Here is a 21811-nt window from a genome sequence, read left to right as displayed (position 1 = left end):
GCGCAACCACCCACCGGCGGAAGGTCGCGCGGCGAACCGCAAGGCGCACCCCGGGGCGGGCCCGGGGGCGCTCTCACGGGCTACTTGCGGAAGCCCATGTCCTCGTAGCGGGGGGTCTGGAAGCCGAAGGCGCCCGCGTTCGCGACGGTCGTGCGGAGGGCGACGACCGCGGGGCGCTGGTAGAGGGGGATCGAGCCGGCGGCAGCCCAGATGCGGGAGTCGGCCTGGGCCGTCAGGGAGCGGGCGGTGCCGGCGTCGAGTTCGGAGCCGGCGCGGTCCAGGAGCTGGTCGATCTGGTCGGTGCCGACCCGCGTGTAGTTCTGGGCGACGCTCAGCGAGCCGTCCGGCGCCGGGACGGGCTTGGCGTAGATGGGCGTGTCGTCGGTCGCGGGGTAGGCCGTGCCCGGCCAGGAGTAGAGGGCGAGGTCGAAGTCGCCGGCCGCGATGTGGTCCTGGAAGTAGCTCGCCCCGTCGACCTTGGTGATCTCCGTGCGGATGCCGATCGCGGAGAGCATGCGGGCGATCCGGGAGCCGACGTCGTCGAGTGTCGGGGAGTCCGCCGGGAGCACGAACCGCAGGCTGAGCTGCTTGCCGCTCTTGGTGACCGCGCGTGCGGGCTCGACGACGGTGAGCGCGCCGGCCGCGGCGTCGTGGCCGTCGGCGGGCGCCGCCGCCTGGTCGCCGCCCTTGACGGCGGACCGCTTCCAGCCCGCCCCCGTGAGCAGCGCCTGTGCCTGCTGGATGTCGGCCTTGCCGAGGGCGGAGCTGTGGTCGGCGTAGCCGTCCTGCGAGGGCAGGACGAGGTGGTTGCCGAGCGGTTCCGCGGGCAGCCCGAGCGGCTTGAGGACGGCGGTGGCGATGGCCTTGCGGTCGACCGCGCGGGCCACGGCGTGCCGGACGCGCTCGTCGGCGAGCGGGCCCGCGCTGCCGTTGAGGGCGAGCTGCGCGTAGGCCGCGTCGGGTGCCTTGCGTACGGCCAGGCCCCTGGTCTTCGTGACGGCGCCGAGCGCGCCCGGCTCGATGTCGGCGAGGTCGAGCTTGCCCGCGGCCAGGGCGGCGGCCCGCTTGCCCTGCGGCACTGCGGTGAGCACGATGCTGTCGAGCTTGGCGCGCCGCCCCCACCAGGAGGCGTTGCGCTCCAGCGTCACCGTGCCGGCCTTGGTGTCGACGTCCTTGACGGCGAAGGGTCCGGCGGCGGCGGGCAGGGCGGTGCGGGCCTTGTCGTTGAAAGCGTCGGGGTCGCCCGTGACGGACTTGGGGTAGAGCGGGCTGAACAGCGAGCGCCAGTCGGCGTACGGCGTGCTGAAGGTGACCTGGACGTGCTGCGCGTCCTCGCCCTCGGTGACGGACGCGATCCGGTCGTACCCGGCGTTGCGCGAGGTCCAGTACGCGGAGTTCGAGCCGTTGAGGGCCTTCCACTGGGCGCTGAAGTCGGCGGCGCCGACCGCCCGCCCGTCGCTCCACTTCGCCTTGGGGTTGAGCTGGTAGGTGACGACCTGCTTCGGCGCGGTCTTGGTGACGTCGGCCTTGGTGACGAAGTCGGGGTCGGTGTGCGGCCGCCCGTGCGCGTCGAGGCGGAACATCGTCGGCAGGGTGGCGCCGGCGATCGTCGCGGTGTCGGCGTCCGCGTCGGCCTGGAAGGCGTTGAGGGTGCGCGGCACGCTCGCGGTGGCCCAGCGAAGGGTGCCGCCGTCACGTACGCCCGAGCGGGCGACGCTCGCGATGTCGGTGCCCGCGGTGCCGGCCGCGTGGTTGCCGCCGCCCGACGAGCAGGCCGCGCTGAGCGTGAGGGTGGCGCCCGCGGTGAGCGCCACGGCGATTCGCACCGCGCGCGCCCGTGGCACCGGGGGGATGGCGGTCGGGGCCGCACTGCGGTTCATGAGGTCGCTCCTCCGCGACCCTGGCGGCCGGCCGGAGACGGTCGGTTCCGCCGGGGACTTTTTCCGATGATCGAATGGGCCGCTTTACCGGTGGTCCGGTTATTCGCAGTCCCACTCCAGACGACGCCACCGGCGCCGCGCCCCCGACCCGCCGACGGCACCGGCGCACTCCACCCGTCCGGCCCACCCGCCGCGCGCTGATCGAATCCGTGCACGCGTCTTCACAAGGAGTGGTGTGACGCGCGACACTCGCTGGCGCAGCACCGCGATGCCGATGGCGGCAGATGGTGAAGGACGGTGAGGGCACAGCATGTCCCTGCACGACGACCTGACGTCGGTCCAGCGCCGGCTCGACGACCTGATGCGCTGTGTCGCCCGCCTCGACGAGCCCTGCGGCGACTCCCTCGACCTGCGCAGAGTCCGCTCCGCCGCCGACCACCTGCGGGACAGCCTGTCCCTGCTGCGCGAGGCCGCGCCCGCCGCGGCGCAGGGCCGGCCGGTGGACATGATCACCGTGCCGGACGCGCCGTACGACCGCGGGCTGTGGGCGGACGCCGAGGACGAGGGGCTCGGCTCGCCGCACCGGCACGCGCCCTGACGCCCGCGGGCCCCGCCCCGCCCCGCGTCACGCCCGTGCGCGCCGCCCCGCCGCGCGCCCCCTCCCGTACGGAGTCCCCCTTTGGCCACCGGAACCACTCCCGTCACTCCGCCCGGCCGCGGCGTCTTCACACCCGGCCGCGCCGCGATCCCCGCCCGCCACCTGCGCACCGACAAATGGTGGCTCTCCCCCCTGGTCACCGCGACGGTGCTGGGCCTGTTCGTGGTCTACGCGACCTGGCGGGCCTTCGCGAACGGCGACTACTACACCGCGCCCTACGTCTCGCCCTTCTACTCGCCGTGCCTCGCCTCGAACTGCACGGACATGGACGGCGGCGCCGACTGGCACCTGTTCGGCAGCTGGTGGGGCCTGTCCCCCGCGCTGCTGGTGCTGATCTTCCCGCTGGGCTTCCGGCTGACCTGCTACTACTACCGCAAGGCCTACTACCGCGGCTTCTGGATGTCGCCGCCGGCCTGCGCGGTCGCCGAGCCGCACGAGAAGTACAGCGGCGAGACCCGCTTCCCGCTGATCCTGCAGAACCTCCACCGCTACTTCTTCTACCTGGCCCTCGTGGTGGCCGGGATCCTCACCTACGACGTGGTGCTCGCCTTCCGCGGGACGGACGGGAGCTGGGGCCACGCCGGGCTCGGCACCCTGGTCTTCGTCGTCAACATCGCGCTCATCTGGGCGTACACCCTGTCCTGCCACTCCTGCCGGCACATCATCGGCGGCAAGCTGCGGCACTTCTCGGCCCACCCGGTGCGCTACCGGCTGTGGGGCTGGGTGGGGGCGCTGAACGGCCGCCACATGCTGCTGGCGTGGTCCTCGCTGATCAGCGTCGCCGTCGCCGACTTCTACGTGTACCTGGTGGCCAGCGGCGTATTCGACGATCCGAGGTTCTTCTGAGATGACACAAGTCGAACGGCACGCGTACGACGTGGTCGTGGTCGGCGCGGGCGGCGCCGGGCTGCGGGCCGCCATCGAGGCCCGCGAGCAGGGCCTGCGCACCGCCGTGATCTGCAAGTCGCTCTTCGGCAAGGCCCACACGGTGATGGCCGAGGGCGGCATCGCCGCCAGCATGGGCAACGTCAACGCGCACGACAACTGGCAGGTGCACTTCCGCGACACCATGCGCGGCGGAAAGTTCCTCAACCAGTGGCGGATGGCCGAGCTGCACGCCCAGGAGGCCCCCGACCGGGTGTGGGAGCTGGAGACGTGGGGCGCGCTCTTCGACCGCACCGCGGACGGCCGGATCTCGCAGCGCAACTTCGGCGGCCACGAGTACCCGCGCCTCGCGCACGTCGGTGACCGCACCGGCCTGGAGCTGATCCGCACCCTCCAGCAGAAGATCGTCTCGCTCCAGCAGGAGGACTTCGCCGAGACCGGCGACTACGAGGCGCGGCTGAAGGTCTTCCAGGAGTGCACCGTCACCCGCGTCCTCAAGGACGGCGACGCCGTCGCCGGGGTCTTCGGCTACGTCCGCGAGTCCGGGCGGCTGTTCGTGATCGACGCGCCCGCCGTGGTGCTCGCCACCGGCGGAGTCGGCAAGTCCTTCAAGGTGACGTCCAACTCCTGGGAGTACACCGGGGACGGGCACGCGCTCGCGCTGCTGGCCGGGGCGCCGCTGATCAACATGGAGTTCATCCAGTTCCACCCGACCGGCATGGTCTGGCCGCCGTCCGTCAAGGGCATCCTCGTCACCGAGTCGGTGCGCGGCGACGGCGGGGTGCTGCGCAACAGCGAGGGCGAGCGGTTCATGTTCCGCTACGTCCCCGACGTCTTCAAGGAGAAGTACGCGCAGAGCGAGGAGGAGGCCGACGGCTGGTACTCCGACCCCGACACCCACCGCAGGCCCCCCGAGCTGCTGCCCCGCGACGAGGTGGCCCGCGCGATCAACTCCGAGGTCAAGGCCGGTCGCGGCACCCCGCACGGCGGGGTCTACCTCGACGTCTCCACCCGGCTGCCCGCCGAGGAGATCCGCCGCCGGCTGCCGTCCATGCACCACCAGTTCAAGGAGCTGGCCGACGTCGACATCACCGCGGAGGCGATGGAGGTCGGCCCGACGTGCCACTACATGATGGGCGGCGTCGACGTCGATCCCGACACCGCCGCGGCCACCGGGGTGACCGGCCTCTACGCGGCCGGCGAGGTCGCCGGCGGCATGCACGGCTCCAACCGGCTCGGCGGCAACTCGCTGTCCGACCTGCTCGTCTTCGGCCGCCGCGCGGGCCTGCACGCCGCGGAGTACGCCGCGGGCCTCGGCGACGCGCGTCCCGTGGCGGACCAGGCGCAGATCGACGCCGCCGCGGCGGAGGTGCTGCGGCCCTTCGGGGCGGAGTCCTCGGCGGACGGCTCCTCCACGGACGGCTCCTCCACGAACGGCGCGGGCTCCCCGCCGGAGAACCCGTACACCGTGCACCAGGAACTCCAGCAGGTCATGAACGACCTGGTCGGCATCATCCGGCGCGGCCCCGAGATGCAGCAGGCCCTCGAACGGCTCGGCCGCCTGCGCGAGCGCGCCGGACGCGTCGGCGTCGAGGGCCACCGGCAGTTCAACCCCGGCTGGCACCTCGCGATCGACCTGCGCAACATGCTGCTGGTCAGCGAATGCGTGGCCCGCGCCGCCCTGGAACGCACCGAGAGCCGCGGCGGCCACACCCGCGACGACCACCCCGGCATGGACCGCGCCTGGCGCAAGGTCAACCTCGTGTGCGAGCTGGCGGCGCCGGACGGCGCCGCCGACCCCGCGGGCATCACCCTGCGGCCGCGCGCCATGCCGCCCATCCGGGCCGACCTGCTCGCCCTCTTCGAACGCGACGAGCTGGGCAAATACCTGACCGACGAGGAGCTTGACGCGTGACCCACACAGCGCACTTCAAGGTCTGGCGGGGCGACGCGGAAGGCGGCGGCCTCCAGGACTACGAGGTCGAGGTGAACGACGGTGAGGTCGTCCTCGACATCATCCACCGCCTCCAGGCCACCCAGGCCGCGGACCTCGCCGTCCGCTGGAACTGCAAGGCCGGCAAATGCGGGTCGTGCAGCGCGGAGGTCAACGGCCGGCCCCGGCTCATGTGCATGACCCGGATGTCCGTCTTCTCCCCCGAGGAGACGGTCACCGTCACGCCGTTGCGGACGTTCCCGGTCATCCGGGACCTCGTCACGGACGTCTCCTTCAACTACGAGAAGGCCCGGCAGATCCCCGCGTTCGTGCCGCCCAAGGGCGTCGCGGCCGGTGAGTACCGTATGCAGCAGGTGGACGTCGAGCGCTCGCAGGAGTTCCGCAAGTGCATCGAGTGCTTTCTGTGCCAGGACACGTGCCATGTCATCCGCGACCACGAGGAGAACAAGCCGGCCTTCGCCGGGCCGCGCTTCCTGATGCGCGTCGCCGAGCTCGACATGCATCCGCTGGACGCGGCGGGTGAGGACGGCGGACCCTCACGGGCCGCGGCCGCGCAGGACGAGCACGGGCTCGGGTACTGCAACATCACGAAGTGCTGCACGGAAGTGTGCCCGGAGCACATCAAGATCACGGACAACGCGCTCATCCCGCTCAAGGAGCGGGCCGTCGACCGCAAGTACGACCCGCTCGTCTGGCTCGGCTCCAAGATCCGCCGCCGCGCTTAGCTCTGCGGTGCGCTCGGGGGGCGCTCCGTTCTGGGTGGTGCGGTGCGCTGTGCGACCTTCCCTTTGTGGGGGCTGGTCGCGCAGTTCTCCCCCAGAGCTTCGCCTGGGAGGTACCCCCACGCGCCCCTTTGCGCAGCGCGCCGCTGGGTGGGTCGGGGGCCGACACGGGGCACCTCCTCGGAATGCGCCTTCACCCTCTTACCGAGTCGGTGAGCCACCCCCCAGCGCATTCCTGCGGGGGCACCCCGCACCGTCCCCCTCCAGGCGGACTGGCGGCTGCCCGCCGGTGGGGGCGGATGGCTACGGGGGGGGAGGGTCCTCGTTTTCCGCCGGTGGGGCTACTGCTGCGGAGCACCCGTTTTCAGGGGCGCGGGGCACCGGCGCGTGGGAGGGCACCCGTTTTTCAGAGACGCGGGGCACCGGCGCGTGGGAGAGCACCCGTTTTTCAGGGGCGCGTGGGGCACCTCCCAGGCGAAGCTCTGGGGGAGAACGGAGCGACAAGCCCCCACCGGCGGACGGTCGCGTACCGCACAGCAAGACGCACCCCGGGGCGCAAGCCCCGACCGCGCGGGGGAGCGGACTGGACTCGCGGGACCGCGCGGACGCGCATAGCCTCCCAGAACAGCCACCCGCGGTGGTGTGGCGCGGCGAAAGGCGCGATGCGCATGAGGCGGCGAGTCCCCCGGCGGTGCGCGGCCCGCGGCGCGCTCCTCGCCCTCGGCGCCGCGGCAGGGTTCGCGGCGCCCACGCGGGCGTACGCCTCGACCGGGTCGGAGAACGGCGGAGCCGATCTGTGGATCCCGGTGGTCGCGCTGGGCGCGGTCGCGCTGGTGACGCTGGTCGCCGTACGCCGCAGGGGTCCGTCCGCGGCGGCTCGTACGGGGCCGCGGGCGGCGGGTGGGGGGACGGGGGTGCGGCCGCGGCGTCATGGGCCGCGGCCCACTCCGCTGGCGGAGCTGGATTCGGAGGCGAGCCGGCAGCTCGTGGCGACGGACGACGCGGTCCGTACCAGCCACGAGGACGTGGGGTTCGCGGCGGCGCAGGCGGGTGCCCCGGCGGTCAAGCCGTTCGCGGAGGCGGTGGAGTACGCCCGGGAGGAGCTGGCCGCGGCCTTCCGGCTGCGGGCGCGGCTCGACGAGGGCACGTCCGACGAGGCGACCCGGCGGGAGTTGCTGGACGAGATCCTCTCCCGCTGTACGCAGGCCAACCGGCGCCTGGACGCGGAGGCGGACGCCTTCGACCGGCTGCGCGCGCTGGAGCGGGACGTCCCCGAGCTGCTGGAGCAGGCGGAGGCGCGGGCCATGGCGCTGCCGGGCCGGATCGCGGCGGCCGAGCACGAGCTGGCGCCGCTCGCCGGGGTGTACGGCACGGAGCCGCTCGCCCCGGTCGCCGGGCACCCGGCGCAGGCCCGCGCGCTGCTGGACTACGCCCGGGAGCGGCTGGACCTGGCGCGGGCGGCGGTGGGGGCGGACCACGGGCGGGCCGCGGTGTTCGTCCGCACGGCCGAGGGCGCGCTCGGCCAGGCCGCGACCCTCGCGGAGGCGACCGCGCGGCGGGCCGCGGATCTGCGGGAGGCGGACGCCCTGCTCGGCGCGGCGCGGCCCGCGTCCGGCCCGTACGACCCGCTGGCTGAACTGCGGCGGGAGGCCGACGACGGGCCGCCCGCGGCGTTCGCGGCGCGCAGCGAGGTCGCGGCCGCGCGCGACCTGGTCGCCACGCATCGCGGGGCGATCGGCTGCGCGGCCCGTACGCAGCTGGCGGGGGCCGAGCGGTCCGGGCTCCCACCGGGCGAGGCGGACCGTCTGGCCCGCGCGGCCCAGCGCCTGGCTCTCGACGACGTCGCCGCCCGCGCCCCGCTGTCCCCGGCGGCCCTCGGCGGGCTGCTGCGTCCCGCGCACGGTGCCTTCGGCGCGACGAGCGGCGCCTCGGGCGAGCACCCCACCCCCGGCACGTTCGGCGGCCCCGGGTAGGCGTCCTTCTCCACCCGGGGTTCCACCCGTGGGTCCAGGCGTCGCGGGCCGTGCGGGAACAGGCTTGGGGGCATGACAACGACCGAGTGGATCACCGACATCGCCCTTCTCCTCGTCGTCTTCCGGCAGCTGCGGGAGGGCCGGCTGGACCTCAGGACCTTCCTGATCCCGCTGGGGATCGTGGCCTTCGTGGCGCACGCGTATCTGGGCTCCGTCCCCACCGGGGGCAACGACCTGGTGCTGATCGGGGCGCTCGTGGGCGCGGGCGCCGTGCTCGGCGTGGCGGGCGGCGTCTACACGCGGGTGCGGACCTCGGGTGAGCACGTGCTGATCAAGGCGGGCGCGGTCTCCGCGATCCTGTGGGTGCTCGGTATGGGTGCCCGGATGGGCTTCCAGCTGTGGACCGAGCACGGCGGCGGCGCGGACGACGTCGCCCGGTTCAGCGTCGCCCACCACATCACCAGCGACCAGGCGTGGGTGGCGGCCTTCGTCCTGATGGCGCTCACCGAGGTCGTCACCCGGCTGGCCACGATCTTCGTCCGGAGCCGGATGCTGACCGCCGGGCGGCCCGCCGCCTCGCACCGTGTCGCGGTCCGGCCGTGAGCTATCGTCTGGCCGTGCCCACCGCCGAGATCGCCCCGTCCTCCGGATCCGCCCCGCGGCCGGTCCCGGGCCGGGATCCCCGGGTGCAGTGGGCCCTGACCGCGGCGGTCGTCGTGAGCGGGGCCCTGACGATCCGGCCGATGGGCGTCAGCGGGCGGGGGCTGCTGGTCGCGGTCCTGTTCGTGCTGAACTGCGCGGCGCTGCTGGCCCGGGGGCTGCCCCCGGGCCGGGTCCCGCCGCGGGCCGCTCTGGTCTGGCTGTCGCTGGGTGTCCTCGCGGCGGCCGCGCTGATCGGCGCCGAGCGCAGCGGGACGGGGTATCTGTTCGCCTACTTCCTCTGCGGCCACATCGGATACCGGCTGCCGGCCCGGCAGGCCGTCGTCCTGGCGGTGGCCTGCGGCCTGCTGTGCGGCGGGGTGCTGTACTTCGAGCTCGGGCCGGGCCACGACCTGCTGCCGTGGGCGGTGGGGCTCACCACCGGCGCCCCGGTCATGATCGGGATGCTCAACCGCACCCAGCACCAGGCCGTGGACGCCGCGCTGTCGGCGGCCGAGAGCGCGGAGCGCGCGGCGCGGGCCGAGGCGCAGGCCGCCGTGCTCACCGAACGCGGCCGGATCGCGCGGGACGTGCACGACGTCCTGGCGCACACCCTGGCCGGGATCAACATGCAGCTGGAACTGGCCGACGCGCTGCTCGACACCGGCGACCTGGAGAAGGTCAGGGCGGCCAACGACAAGGCCCACAGCCTCGTCAAGGAGAGCCTGAAGCAGGCGCAGTGGACCGTGCACGCGCTGCGCGAGGACGCGCTGCCGCTGGTGGAGAGCCTCACCGCGATGCTGGAGTCGTCCGGTCACCGCGGCGCCCTGACCGTCTCCGGCACGCCCGGGGACGTACCGGCCCGGGTGACGCAGAATCTGCTGCGGATCGCCCAGGAGTCCCTGACCAACGCGGCACGGCACGCCCCGGGCGGTGAGGTGCGGGTGGAGCTGGTCTTCGGGGTGTCCTCGACGGCGCTGACGATCCGCAACCGGCCCGCCACCCGTGCGGTGGACGCGGGGGTCGGCAGCGGCATGGGGCTGATCGGCATGCGCGAACGCGTCGCCCTGCTGGGCGGCACCCTCACCGCAGGACCGGTCACCGAGGGACCGGACCGGGGCGGCTGGCACGTGGAGGCAGTGATCCCGCGATGAGCGAACCCACCGACAGCCCGCGGCCGTTGCGCGTGGTCGTCGCCGACGACCAGGCCGCCGTGCGCGAACCGCTGGCCGCGGTGCTGGATCTGACCGAGGACATCGACGTCGTCGCGGCGGCCGCGGACGGCAACGGCGTCCTTGCCGCGGTCGCCGCCGGTCCGGTGGACGTGGTGCTGATGGATCTGCGGATGCCCGTGCTCGACGGGATCGAGACCACCCGCAGACTGAGCGACGACCACCCCGGGGTGGCCGTCGTCGTGCTCACCACCTTCGCCGACGACGACTCGATCCTGGCCGCGCTCGGCGCGGGCGCCCGCGGCTATCTGACGAAGAACGCCGGGCGCCAGGACATCGTCCGGGCGATCCGCGCGGCTGCCGCGGGCCAGTCCGTGCTGGACCGCGAGGTCCAGGACCGGCTGCTGGCCACCGTCCGCGCCCGGCCGACGGGATCCGGGCAGCAGCTGCCCGCGGATCTCACACCCCGCGAACGCGAGGTGCTCACCCTGATCGGCCAGGGCCTGCCCAACCGGGCGATCGCCGAGAAGCTCTTCGTGAGCGAGGCGACCGTCAAGACGCACATCAACAACCTGTTCGCCAAGGCCGGCATCCGGGACCGTGCCGACGCGGTGCGCCGCGCGATCGCCGCCGGGCTGGCCTGACCGGGGCTCTCAGAACATGCTGAGCAGCTCGTCCACCGACGGTGTCGCCAGCGGCGACCCCCGTCCGGGGAGGGCCAGTTCGAACCACACCGTCTTGCCGCGGTGCGTGCGGCGGGAGCCCCAGCTCTCGCTGAGCATCGTCACGAGCTGGAGGCCGCGGCCTCCTTCGTCCGTGTCGCGGGCCCGGCGCCGCCGGGGCTGGACGAGCGCGCTGTCCCACACCTCGCACACCAGCGTCCGGTCCAGCAGCAGCCGCAGGCGGATGTCGCCGTAGCCGTGCCGGAGCGCGTTGGTGACGAGTTCGCTCACCAGGAGTTCGGTCGTGTCGACGAGGTCGCCGAGGTCCCAGGCGAGGAGCTGGTCGCGGGCGAGTTCGCGGGCGCGGGCCACGGACGTGGGCTGGGGCTTGAGGGACCAGTCGCCGACCTGCTCGGCGGGCAGGCCCTGGATGCGGGCCATGAGAAGGGCGATGTCGTCCTCGCCGTGGGCGGTGTCGAGCGTGGCGAGGACGTGGTCGCAGATGTCCTCCAGGGGGCGCTCGGGCCCGTCGAGGGAGCTGCGGAAGGCGTCGAGGCCCTCGTCCAGCGGGAGGTTGCGGGATTCGACGAGGCCGTCGGTGTAGAGGGCGAGCAGCGCGCCCTCGCCGAGTTCGACCTCGCTCTCCTCGAAGGGCTCGCCGCCGACGCCGAGCGGCACCCCGCGGGGCAGTTCGAGGAGCATGGGCTGTTCGCCGGGTTCGACGACGGCGGGCGGGAGGTGGCCGGCGTTGGCGATGGTGCAGCGCCGGGTGACGGCGTCGTAGACGACGTAGACGCAGGTGGCGAGGTAGACCTCGGTGAGGTCGGAGTCGCCGCGTTCCTTGGCGGCGGCCCGCCGGGTGCGTCCGGGGGTGGGCGCGCCGAGGCCGCGGACGACCTCGTCGAGCGCGCTGAGCACCTCGCCGGGTTCCAGGTCGAGCATCGCCAGGGTGCGTACGGCGGTGCGCAGTTCGCCCATGGCGACGGCGGCGCGCAGGCCGCGGCCCATGACGTCGCCGACGACGAGGGCGGTGCGGTGGCCGGGCAGCTCGATGACGTCGAACCAGTCGCCGCCGACCTCGGTCTCCATGCTGCCCGGCAGGTAGCGGCAGGCGATGTCGAGACCGGCGGCCTCGGGGTCGTCGGGCGGCAGCAGGCTGCGCTGGAGGATGAGCGCGCGCTCGTGCTCGCGCCGGTAGAGGCGGGCGTTGTCGATGAAGATGGCGGCGCGCGCGGCCAGTTCCTCGGCGAGCATGCGGTCGCGTTCGGCGAACGGCTCGCTGCCCTTGGCGCGGGAGAACTGGACGAGACCGAGGACGGTGTCGCGGGCGACCATCGGGACGACGAGGGTGGACTGCACCAGGGCGCCGCCCAGGTCCTGCCCGCCGTCGCCGTCGAGGACCTGCGGCTGGGCGGTGCGCAGCGCGCGGGCGCTCGCGGAGCTGAAGCGGTAGCGGTGGACGGCGCCGACGGAGACGGGGCCCTCCTCGGCGGAGGTGTCGTCGTCGTCCCCGGCCATGGCGACGGGCGCGTCGGACACCGAACTGGCGAAGGCGACCCGGCGCAGCTCGCCGCTGCCGTCGGTGGTGCCGCCCAGATCCTCCGCGCCCACCAGCAGCGCCTGGTAGAGGTCGACGGAGGCGAGGTCGCAGAAGTGCGGCACCGCCACGCCGAGCAGCTCGCGGGCGGTGGTCTCCAGGTCGAGGGAGGTTCCTATACGGGAGCCGGCCTCGTTGAGCAGTGCCAGGTTGCGCCGGGCGTGGGCGGCCTCGCGTTCGGCCCGCTGGCGTCCGGTGACGTCCATGGCCAGGCCCGCGACGCCGATCGCGCGGCCGCTGGCGCTGTGCAGCCGGTAGAGCGACATGGACCAGCGGCGGCGGCCGGGGTCGCCGGGCACGGTGCCGACGAGCGGCATGTCGAGGACGGGCTCGCCGGTCTCCACCACCTGGCGCAGCGCGGCCGTGAGCCGGTCGGCCTCGACGCGGGACAGGAAGTCGTGCGGGCCGCGCCCGCGGTGCTCCTCGGCGGGGCGGCCGAAGACGGTCGCGAAGCGGTCGTTGACGCGGATCAGCCGCAGCCGGGTGTCGAAGAGCACGAAGCCCATCGGGGACTGCCCGAAGACGGCCTGCGAGGCGGCGAGGTCGGTCTCGATCTGCCGCAGCGTGGCCACGTCCACCGCGATGCACAGGGCGCCGCGGTCGGCGGGCATGACGTACACCTCGGCGAGCTTTTCACCGCCGGCGCCGTCGGTGTAGGGCACCAGGCCCGTCCACTCGCGGCCGTCGAGGATCTCGCCGAGCCGTTCGTGGGCGGCCCGCTGGACGTGCGGCGGGGCGAAGGCGGCGACCGGGTCGCGGCCGATCGCGTCGTCGGCGGAGATGCCGAAGAACTCGGCCGCGCGGTCGCTCCACTGGTCGATCCGGCCGTCGGGCCCGAGCGAGAACGACGCGACGCGTATGTAGTCGTAGAGGGAACCGGGCGGACTCGACTGCCAGACCGCGGTCGTCGCCGCGTCCGCGTCGTCCGCCCGGGGCGGAACCGCCCCTGCTGGCATGTCGCTCACTCGCCCGACCCCTCCAGCTCAGCACACATGGACCGGTTGGAGCTGAGTATTCAGCATGCGGACCGTCCAGCACACGGTCTTGTCGATCACAGCATCATCTCGGCTCCCGGGGTACGGGGGCCCTCCCCTGACCACCGCGGCCTCGCCTTTCGCTCTCGTCTCTTCGGAATACCCGGCACGCGCCGGGTGAACCCTTTCGGTGATCGCGGGCGGGTGGGCGCCCAGCGCACGCTGGGAGCGTTCCCACGCCCCCCGTACGCCTGTGACCTGCGGTGGCCGCGGCCACCGTACCGGCGGTCCGCCCCACCCGTCACGGTAGTGCAAGTTCGAACCATACGGTCTTGCCCAGCGGCCCGTGCCGGGTCCCCCAGCGGCGGGACGCCCCGGCCACGAGCTGCAGGCCGCGCCCGCCCTCGTCCTCCGCGGTGGCCACCCGCTCCTGCGGCGGGTCCGGGAGCGGGTCGGACACCTCCACCAGCAGCGAGCCGCCGCGCACCATGCGCACCCCGATCGGCCCGTGCGCGTACCGCAGCGAGTTGGTGACCAGCTCGCTGACCAGCAGCACGGTGACGTCCACCAGCTCGGGCAGATCCCACTCGGCGAGCGTGTCGCGCACCCGGCGGCGGGCCAGCCGCACCGCGCTGGCCTCGGCGGGGAACGACCAGGCGGCGGTCGAGCCGCTCGGGAGGGTGCCGAGGCGGGCCATCAGCAGTGCCACGTCGTCCGGCTCACGGCCGGGTTCCATGGTGGCCAGCAGCCCGTCGCAGGCGTCCTCCAGGGAGTCCAGCGGGCGGCTCAGGGTGGCGCGCAGCCGCTCCAGGCCGGTGCTGATGTCGTGCCGCCGCGACTCGATGAGGCCGTCGGTGTAGAGCACCAGCACGGTGCCGTCCGGGATGTCCAGCTCGGTGGTCTCGAACCCGCCCCCGCCGACGCCGAGCGGCAGCCCCGGCGGCAGGTCCAGCAGCCGCGCCGCGCGCTGCCCGCCGTCCTGCGACGGCTCGACGACGACCGGCGGCGGGTGACCGGCCTGCGCGATGGCGCAGCGCCGCGTGGAGGGGTCGTAGACGGCGTAGACGGCGGTGGCCATCCAGCCCTCGGAGGGGCTCTGCGCCAGGTCCTCGCCCAGCTCGCCGACCCGCCGCAGCAGTTCGTCGGGCTTCATGTCCAGCGCGGCCAGGGTGCGGACGGCCGTGCGCAGCCGGCCCATGGTGGCGGCGGCACCCAGGCCGTGGCCCATGACGTCGCCGACGACGAACGCGACCCGGCCGCCGGCCAGCGGCAGCACGTCGAACCAGTCGCCGCCGACCTCGGCGACGCTGCTGCCGGGCACGTAGCGGTAGGCGACGTCCACGCCGGGCGCGGCGGGCGTCGAGCGCGGCAGCAGCGACCGCTGGAGCATCAGCGCGCCCTCCCGCTCGCGCACGTACAGCCGCGCGTTGTCCAGCGCCGCGCCCGCCCGGTCGGCCAGTTCCATGCCGAGCGCGATGTCCTCCTGGTCGAAGCCCTCGCGGCCCTCCGCCCGGCTGACGATCAGCAGCCCCAGCACCGCCCCGTGCGCGCGCAGCGGCAGCACCAGCAGCGAGCGGATGCCGACGGCGAAGGTCGCGCGCACCTTCGGGTCGTCGGGGAAGGTCATGCCGGCCAGCTCGTCGCTGGACGACAGCAGCTTGGGCCGCCCGGTCGCGAGCACCTGCCCGAAGGGCGACCTGCGGTCGAAGGACATCGCCTGCCCGGGCCGGATCATCCGCACCACGTCGGAGTTCCAGTTGACCGCGCCGACGCCGGTCTGCCGCATCGGGGTGTTGTCGGTGTACGTCGCCGAGGGCAGCTCACCGCCCTCGGCGAGCTGGGAGTGCAGCACCACACCGGAGTAGTCGCAGAAGTCCGGTACGAGCGCGGAGGCCAGCTCCTCGGCGTTGCGCCGCACGTCCAGCTGCCCGGCGATGCGCGAGCCGACGTCGTTGAGCAGCGTGAGCCGCCGCCGCGCCCGCTCCGCCTTCGCGGCGGCCTCGACCCGCTCGGTGACGTCGATGACGGTCGCGCTGATCCCCAGCACCCGCCCGGCCCGGTCCACCAGCCGGTGGTACGACACCGAGCGGTGGCCCGTCCCGACCGGCGCGGGCGACACCAGGTCGATCACCGGGCGCCCCGTCACCAGCACGTCCCGCTGCAGCGCGGTGAGCGACTCGGCCGTCCGCGCGTCCGGCATCACCTCGGCCACCGTACGGCCGATGTGCGCGGCGGCCGGCACACCGTTCATCCCGGCCAGCGCGTCGTTGACACGGACGTACCGCAGCTCCTTGTCGAAGATCGCCACACCCAGCGGCGAGGAGTCGAAGAGCGAGTCCAGCGCCGCGAGATCGTGCTCCAGGGTGCGCAGCCGGCTCGTCTCCACCAGCGAGGCCAGCACGAACGGCCGCCCGTCCCCGTCCACCAGCAGCGAGGCGCGCGCCTCCACCTGCACGGTGTGCCCGTCGCGGTGCCGCAGCGACAGGATGCCCTCCCAGCGCCCTTCCCGCAGCAGCTCCCCGAGCAGCCGCTCGGCCTCGGCCGCGGTCTGCACCGGCGGGGAGACCGGCTCGCCCTCCGGGGTGTGCCCGCCCGGCCCGAACAGCCCGCCGACCCGGCGCCCCACGATGTGCTCGCCCGCCCACCCGAGCACCTCCTCGGCCAGCGGACTCCACAGCAGCACCCGGCCGGTGGTGTCGAGCATGACCACCGCGACCCGCAGCGTGTCCAGCAGCGTGCCCGTCGCGGGCATCCGGCCGCCCCCGCCCGCCCCCTGCGGCGGGGCGTGCGCCCGGTCCGGCGCGGGGCCGTCGGGGGCAGGGGTGTCGCCGCTGGCGCTCATGGCTCACACCCCCGACCGGGTCAGGCCGGATCCGCCGGCCACTCAGAGGGATTCATCCCTTTCCCCCCGATATTCCCCCACACCCCGCACCTCGCGCTCCCTGGCGGGGGCCTTACGGGCGCGGTGCGGCCACGTCCTTCTCGAACCAGTGATGCGCGTACGGCTCGTCGTTGAACGCCGGGACCTCCCGGAAACCGCTCGCGTGGTACAGCCCGATCGCCGCGCCCAGCGCCTTGTTGGTGTCCAGCCGCAACCTGTCGTGCCCCGCCCGCGCGGCCCGCGCCTCCAGCTCCGCGAGAAACCGCCGCCCCAGCCCCAGCCGCCGCGCCCCGGGCGCCACCCACATCCGCTTGACCTCGGCCGGCCGCCCCACCGGCAGCTTCAGCCCGGCGCACCCGACCGCCTCCCCGTACAGCCGCGCCACCAGGAACACCCCGTGCGGCGGCCGCAGCCCGCCCGCGTCGGGCAGCAGACTCCGCGCCGGGTCGAACCCCGTCTCGAACGCCTCCCCCAGCTCCGCGAAGTACGCGAGCAGGCACGCGCGCGCGTCCGGATGCTCCGGATCCACCTCGTCAAGCGTCACCAGCCCCGCGGTCAGCAGCCGCTCGACCTCCCCCATCGCCGCCACCAGCCGCTCCCGCTGCCCCTCGTTGAGCGGCGCCAGCAGACTCCCGGCGAACTCCTCACTGCGCTCCTCCAGCGCCTCCCGCTCCACCCTCCCCGCCTCCGTGAGCCGCACCGTCCGCACCCGCCGGTCCCCCGCCCGCGGCTCCACCACCACCAGCCCGGCCGCCCCCAGCCCGCGCAGCAACCGGCTCATGTACCCCGAATCCAGCCCGAGCCGCTCCCGCAGCTCCCGCACGTCCCGCCCCTCCACCCCGATCTCCCACAACACCCGCGACTCCCCGTACGCCCGCGCCCTCCCCAAATAGCCCTCCCCGAGCACCCCCACCCTGGCCGTGACCACCCGACTGAACCGCCGCACCTGCCGCCGCTGCTCGCTCTCCATTCCCTGACCTTAGTCAGAGAACGAGCTGCGCGTTACCTGCCGGGGACGCCCCGCGCCCCTGAGAACGAGAACCCTCCCCCGCAGCCGCGCCCCTGAAAACGCTCACCCCCACCGGCAGGCAGCCGCCAGTCCGGCCTGGAGGGGGACGGTGCGGGGTGCCCCCGCAGGAATGCGCTGGGAGTAGCTCACCAACTCGGCAGGAGGGCGAACGCGCATTCCGAGGAGGTGCCCCGTGGCGGCCCCCGACCCACCAACGGCGGCGCCGCGACAGGGGCGCGTGGGGGCACCTCCCAGGCGGAGCCTGGGGGAGAACTGCGCGCTCAGCCCCCACGGGCAGAAGGTCGCACAGCACAGCGCACCGCACCGCACCGCACCACGCACAACGGAGCGCCCCCCTTTTCAGACCTGCACCACCCGCGGAGCGATCCGCTCCACCACATACCGCCGACGCGAGTCACCCGTACCGTGTTCGCGCCCGCACCCGTCCAGGAGGTCGCCGACGCGTTCCGCCTCGGCCCGGGTGGCGTAGCGCCCCACGCGGTAGCGGTTCGTCCCGTCGTCCTGGCGTATGAGCGCCCATACGAGGTCGGACGTCATGTCCCTCAAGCTCCTTCGAGTTCGGCGTCGGATTCGTTCTCGATCGCACCGACGTGCGCGATGTTCGCCCGGTCCGCATCGTCCCGCTCCCCCGCGGCGCCGGCCGCGTCCGCGGCGAACCACGCGTCGAGAACCTCGACGAGCATCCCCCCGGACAACGTGCGCAGGCTCAGCGCCAGCGCATTCGCGTCGGCCCAGACGCGCGCGCCGTGCGCCGCGTACGCGTCGGCGCACAGGGCGGCGCGGACGCCGGGGACCTTGTTCGCCGCGATGGACGCGCCCGCGCCCGTCCAGCAGCAGACGACCGCCTGGTCGGCGGTGCCGCGTGCGACGGCGCGCGCCGCCGCCTCCGCGCTCCAGGCCCAGTCGGCGCGGTCGCCGTCGCGCAGCGCGCCGTGGAGTGCGACGTCGTGCCCGCGGCGCCGCAGTTCGTCGACGAGCAGCCGGGCGGCCGGCTCGTCCATGTCCGAGGAAACGGCGATGCGCATATGCCCGACCCTACGCCCGAGGTTCACAGCGCGGGTACGGAATGACACGAAGAGGTACCGATCCGGCCAGGAGTTCGAGGCCCCGCGGGCGACGGCGGCACAACGGACCCCGGCACCCGGCCGCAGGTCGCGGCGGGGTGCCGGGGGCGGGCGCGGGGCCCGGGTCAGCGCACGGGCAGGTGGTAGACCGCCCGGTATTTGTCGGCGGGGATGACGACGTCGGCGGTCTCGACGGGCCGCCCGGACGCGAAGTACGTCCGGCGGATCTCGATCACGACGTGCCCGGGTACCCCGCCGAGCGCGGCGGTCTCGGCGGCGAGGCCCGGCCGGGCGCCGACCTCCTCGGCCATGTGGTCGACGACGAGGTCGATCGCGGCCATCCGGGCCACCACGCCCTGCCCGCCGAGCGGGCCTTCCTCGGGGAGGAGCACCGGCGTGCGCCCGGTGAGGGCGACGGGTTCCCAGGAAGTGGACAGCAGGGTCGGTTCGCCCTCGGTGCGGAAGACGTACTGCGTGCGCATGACGCGTTCGCCGGGCTCGATGCGCAGCCGCTCGGCGACGTCCAGGCTCGCGCCCTCCTGCACGCTGCGTGACTCCCAGCTGCCCTTGCAGCCCTCGTCCGCCTGCTCCTGCCGGTAGGGCGTGGAGGGCCCGGCGGGGCGGTAGCCGCTGCGGACGATGCGCCGCGGCCGGGGCCGGTCGCGCACGTACGTGCCGGAGCCGGAGCGGCCCTCGACGAATCCCTCGGCCATCAGCACCTTGCGCGCTTCGAGCGCGACGGTGTCGGAGACCCCGTACTCGGTGCGGATTCTGGCCTGCGAGGGAAGCCGGGCGTGCGGTGGAAGCGTGCCGTCGAGGATCTTGCGGCGCAGGTCGTCGGCGACGCGCAGGTATGCGGGCTGCTCACCGAATGCCACGGCTGCCCCTCCCAAGGGGTTGACTGTCCGCGACAGCTTGACAACCCTCGGTACCCGTCCGCAACCTCTCCCCTGAACTTCACCCTCCGCTTATTGGTGACGCACCGCAAACGAGCCGGGCGCGCGCCCCCGCGCACACCCGGCTCGTTCCGCGGACTCGCCCGCACACGGACAGGACTGCCCGACTGCCCGGCCGCCCAAGACGTCAGACGCCCACGCCGCTGCGGTCGTCCCCGTTCTCCTGGTCGTCGCTCGTCGTGTCGCCGCCGCCGACCTGGTCCTTGACCGTTCCGGCCTGCTTGCCGTTCGGGAAGCCGAAGAAGCAGATCACCTGGCGCTTGTTCTGCGCCCAGCTGGAGGCGGGCGGGATGTAGTAGAAGATGCCCGTCCCGGCCTTGGGCTCGCGCCCGTCGAGGTAGGTGCCGGCGTACTTCAGGCAGGTGGTCCGCGCCTCCGCGCTCACCTTCTCCACGCCCGGGTACGGGGCGTCGTCGGCGGCCTGGATCTGGTAGACGTTGTACGCCTCCGCGTCGTGCTCCTTCGCGCAGTCGACGACGTCCACACCCGTGGTGACCTTGCTGTCGTCGGGGGTCTTGCCGAAGTCCGACAGCTTCTCGTTCACGGTGTTGAAGCACTGGCCGGACTTGAGGTCCATGACCTGCGTGTTGCCGTCGTCCAGCTTGCCCATCGCGCCCAGCGTGACGAGGACGGCGATCAGCGCCGCCCACACGCCGCCGAGGACGACGCCCGAGATCGCCATGCCCTTGCCGCGCTCGCCGCGCTGCTTGACCTGCTTGATGCCGACCAGGCCGAAGATGATGCCGAGGAAGAACGTGCAGGGGATGATGCCGGTCACCAGCGCGGCGATGGATATCCCGTTGGTGCGCCGCTCCTGCCCGTACCAGCCGGGCTGGCCCGGGTAGGGCGGGGGCATCGCGGGTCCGGGGTAGCCGTAGCCGGTCTGCGGCTGGGCGCCCGGGTAGCCGTACGCGGGCTGGCCGGCGGAGGTGCCGTACGGGTCGGCCGGGGCGGCGTACGGGTTGCCGGCCGGGGCGCCCGGAGCGGCGTAGGGGTTGTCGGCCGGGGCGGCGTACGGATTGTGCGGCGGCTGGCCGGAAACCGGCGGTTGCTGGAACTGCTGGCCGGGCATCGCGGCCTGCGTGGGCTCCTGGGCCTGAGCGGCGTACGGGTTCTGCGGCGGCTGCTGGCCCGGGGCACCCGGGTACGGCGGCACGCCGGACGGCTGCGCGTCGTCGGGCGACGGCGGGGGCGGAGGCGGCGGGGGTATGTCCACGCGGGGAGTTTACGGGCCGCGCCCGCCGCGGGTGCGGGTACCACCAGGAGGCATCCGTTCCGCCTCCGGGGGTGTGCCGCCCGGCCTGTGTCGGGCACCAAGGGGTGGTCCACCTCTTGACGCTAATGGTCCAGACCAATAACTTCACGCCATGCGTCGACGAACTCTCGGCCGGATGGCCGCCGCGGCCGCCACCCTCTCGCTGGTCGCCGTCCTGCCCGCCGTCACCGGTGGCAGCACCGCACAGGCCCACAGTGGCCACCCCTCCTCCAACTCGACCTACAAAAGCGTCGGTTACTTCACCCAGTGGGGCATCTACGGACGCAACTACCAGGTGAAGAACGTCCAGACCTCCGGCGCCGCCGCCCAACTCACGCACCTCAACTACGCGTTCGCCAACATCGGCGCCGACGGCAAGTGCTTCGAGGCCAACGTCGCGGGCGAGGGCGACGCCTGGGCCGACTACCAGCACCCCGTGGACGCCGCGACCTCGGTCGACGGCACCGCCGACACCGCCGACCAGGCACTGGCCGGCAACTTCAACCAGCTGCGCGAACTCAAGGCCAAGAACCCGAAGCTGAAGGTGCTGATCTCGATCGGCGGCTGGGGCTGGTCGACGCACTTCTCGGACGCGGCCCGTACCGCCGCCTCCCGCAGGGCACTTGTCGCCTCGTGCCTGGACATCTTCATCAAGGGCAACCTCCCGCTGCTGGACGGCAAGGGCGGTCCGGGCTCGGCCGCCGGGCTCTTCGACGGCGTCGACATCGACTGGGAGTGGCCCGGCTCCTCCGGTGACACCGACACCGTCTACCGGCCCGAGGACAAGAAGAACTTCACCGCGCTCGCCGCCGAGTTCCGGGAGCAGCTCGACGCGTACGGCCGCAAAACCCACAAGCACTACGACCTGAGCGCCTTCCTGCCCGCCGCGCCCGCGAAGATCGACGCCGGGTTCGAGGCGCGGAAGATCTTCAAGTACCTCGACTTCGGCACCGTGCAGGGCTACGACTTCCACGGCCCCTACGAGGCCACCACCAACCAGCAGTCCGCGCTGCGCGCCCCGCGCACCTCGCCCGTCCCGAACGACTTCAGCGACACCCAGGCGGTCGGCGACTGGCTCAGGCGCGGCGCCCCGGCCCGGCAGCTGGTGCTCGGCGTGCCCTTCTACGGCCAGGGCTGGACCGGCGTGCCCGACGGCGGCACCGCGGGTCTCTTCCAGTCCTCCACGGGCCCGGCGCCCGCCACCTGGCAGGCCGGCAACGAGGACTACCACGCCCTCAAGGTCCTCGCGCAGTCCGGGACCTACACCGTCCACCGGGACACCCGCAACGGCTTCGCCTGGCTCTACGACGGCACCAACTTCTGGACCTACGACGACCCGCAGGTGATCGCCGCCAAGACCGCGTACATCCGCGGCGCGCACCTGGGCGGCGCCATGATGTGGTCGCTCGACGGCGACACGTCCGACGGTGAGCTGGTCTCCGCGGTCCACCACGGGCTCACCCGCCGCTGAGCCCTTCCGGTCCCGTACGGCCGGGGCCCTGCCTCCAC

General features: G+C 73.7%; 17 protein-coding genes. 9 read left to right on the top strand and 8 right to left on the bottom strand.

The features are described from left to right. Positions 1-80: 80 nt before the first annotated feature. A complete protein-coding gene (locus ACH4PY_RS17430; RefSeq protein WP_398182638.1) occupies positions 81-1880 on the bottom strand; it encodes an ABC transporter family substrate-binding protein in 1800 nt (599 codons plus the stop codon). Between the two features lie 310 nt (positions 1881-2190). Between ACH4PY_RS17430 and ACH4PY_RS17425 the strand changes: the two genes are divergently transcribed. The 8 genes from ACH4PY_RS17425 (at position 2191) to ACH4PY_RS17390 (ending at position 10527) form a co-directional block, all read left to right on the top strand. Beyond that, complete coding sequence (locus tag ACH4PY_RS17425) at positions 2191-2478, top strand: hypothetical protein (RefSeq protein WP_398182636.1); 288 nt, start codon at positions 2191-2193, stop codon at positions 2476-2478. 81 nt (positions 2479-2559) lie between these two features. After that, positions 2560-3384 carry a hypothetical protein gene (locus ACH4PY_RS17420; protein ID WP_398182633.1) on the top strand — a complete coding sequence of 275 codons (825 nt, stop codon included), beginning with the start codon at positions 2560-2562 and terminating at the stop codon, positions 3382-3384. Between the two features lies 1 nt (position 3385). Continuing rightward, the gene (locus tag ACH4PY_RS17415) at positions 3386-5338 is read left to right on the top strand and encodes a fumarate reductase/succinate dehydrogenase flavoprotein subunit (RefSeq protein WP_398182630.1); all 1953 of its coding nucleotides are present in this window, start codon (positions 3386-3388) and stop codon (positions 5336-5338) included. Continuing rightward, on the top strand, positions 5335-6102 hold the full coding sequence (locus ACH4PY_RS17410) for a succinate dehydrogenase/fumarate reductase iron-sulfur subunit (protein WP_398182628.1): 768 nt from the start codon (positions 5335-5337) through the stop codon (positions 6100-6102). Before ACH4PY_RS17415 ends, ACH4PY_RS17410 begins: the two co-directional genes overlap by 4 nt. Positions 6103-6767: 665 nt before the next feature. Then, entirely contained in the window at positions 6768-8072 is a 1305-nt protein-coding gene (locus ACH4PY_RS17405; RefSeq protein ID WP_398182625.1) for a hypothetical protein, read from the top strand. Positions 8073-8144: 72 nt separating this feature from the next. Further along, a complete protein-coding gene (locus ACH4PY_RS17400; protein ID WP_398182623.1) occupies positions 8145-8675 on the top strand; it encodes a hypothetical protein in 531 nt (176 codons plus the stop codon). Between the two features lie 83 nt (positions 8676-8758). Then, positions 8759-9865: a sensor histidine kinase gene (locus tag ACH4PY_RS17395; protein ID WP_398183403.1), complete on the top strand. Its 1107-nt coding sequence runs from the start codon at positions 8759-8761 to the stop codon at positions 9863-9865. Next, entirely contained in the window at positions 9862-10527 is a 666-nt protein-coding gene (locus ACH4PY_RS17390) for a response regulator (RefSeq protein ID WP_398182620.1), read from the top strand. Before ACH4PY_RS17395 ends, ACH4PY_RS17390 begins: the two co-directional genes overlap by 4 nt. Before the next feature lie 9 nt (positions 10528-10536). Here the strand turns inward: ACH4PY_RS17390 and ACH4PY_RS17385 are convergent, their stop codons facing one another. From ACH4PY_RS17385 to ACH4PY_RS17355, 7 genes are all read right to left on the bottom strand, one after another. Continuing rightward, the gene (locus ACH4PY_RS17385) at positions 10537-13098 is read right to left on the bottom strand and encodes a SpoIIE family protein phosphatase (protein ID WP_398183400.1); all 2562 of its coding nucleotides are present in this window, start codon (positions 13096-13098) and stop codon (positions 10537-10539) included. Positions 13099-13417: 319 nt separating this feature from the next. Next, a complete protein-coding gene (locus tag ACH4PY_RS17380; protein ID WP_398182617.1) occupies positions 13418-15958 on the bottom strand; it encodes a SpoIIE family protein phosphatase in 2541 nt (846 codons plus the stop codon). A 112-nt stretch (positions 15959-16070) separates the two neighbouring features. After that, positions 16071-16967 carry a GNAT family N-acetyltransferase gene (locus ACH4PY_RS17375; protein WP_398182614.1) on the bottom strand — a complete coding sequence of 299 codons (897 nt, stop codon included), beginning with the start codon at positions 16965-16967 and terminating at the stop codon, positions 16071-16073. Positions 16968-17366: 399 nt separating this feature from the next. Beyond that, positions 17367-17573, bottom strand: a complete 207-nt coding sequence (locus tag ACH4PY_RS17370; RefSeq protein ID WP_398182611.1) for an SPOR domain-containing protein — start codon at positions 17571-17573, stop codon at positions 17367-17369. Continuing rightward, positions 17570-18052, bottom strand: a complete 483-nt coding sequence (locus ACH4PY_RS17365) for an RpiB/LacA/LacB family sugar-phosphate isomerase (protein ID WP_398182608.1) — start codon at positions 18050-18052, stop codon at positions 17570-17572. The genes ACH4PY_RS17370 and ACH4PY_RS17365 overlap by 4 nt, the downstream gene beginning before the upstream one ends. 164 nt (positions 18053-18216) lie before the next feature. Continuing rightward, the gene (locus ACH4PY_RS17360) at positions 18217-18969 is read right to left on the bottom strand and encodes a GntR family transcriptional regulator (RefSeq protein WP_398182605.1); all 753 of its coding nucleotides are present in this window, start codon (positions 18967-18969) and stop codon (positions 18217-18219) included. Between the two features lie 205 nt (positions 18970-19174). Beyond that, positions 19175-20263: a DUF4190 domain-containing protein gene (locus tag ACH4PY_RS17355; RefSeq protein ID WP_398182602.1), complete on the bottom strand. Its 1089-nt coding sequence runs from the start codon at positions 20261-20263 to the stop codon at positions 19175-19177. A 151-nt stretch (positions 20264-20414) separates the two neighbouring features. On the opposite strand from ACH4PY_RS17355, the gene ACH4PY_RS17350 reads away from it, so the two are divergent. Next, positions 20415-21773: a glycoside hydrolase family 18 protein gene (locus ACH4PY_RS17350; RefSeq protein WP_398182599.1), complete on the top strand. Its 1359-nt coding sequence runs from the start codon at positions 20415-20417 to the stop codon at positions 21771-21773. Positions 21774-21811: the final 38 nt, after the last annotated feature.

The sequence above is a fragment of the Streptomyces sp. NPDC021224 genome (genome assembly GCF_044332905.1).
Lineage (GTDB): Bacteria > Actinomycetota > Actinomycetes > Streptomycetales > Streptomycetaceae > Actinacidiphila.
Note: the sequence above shows the minus strand (reverse complement) of the source record. Positions and strands in the feature narration are given on the sequence as shown.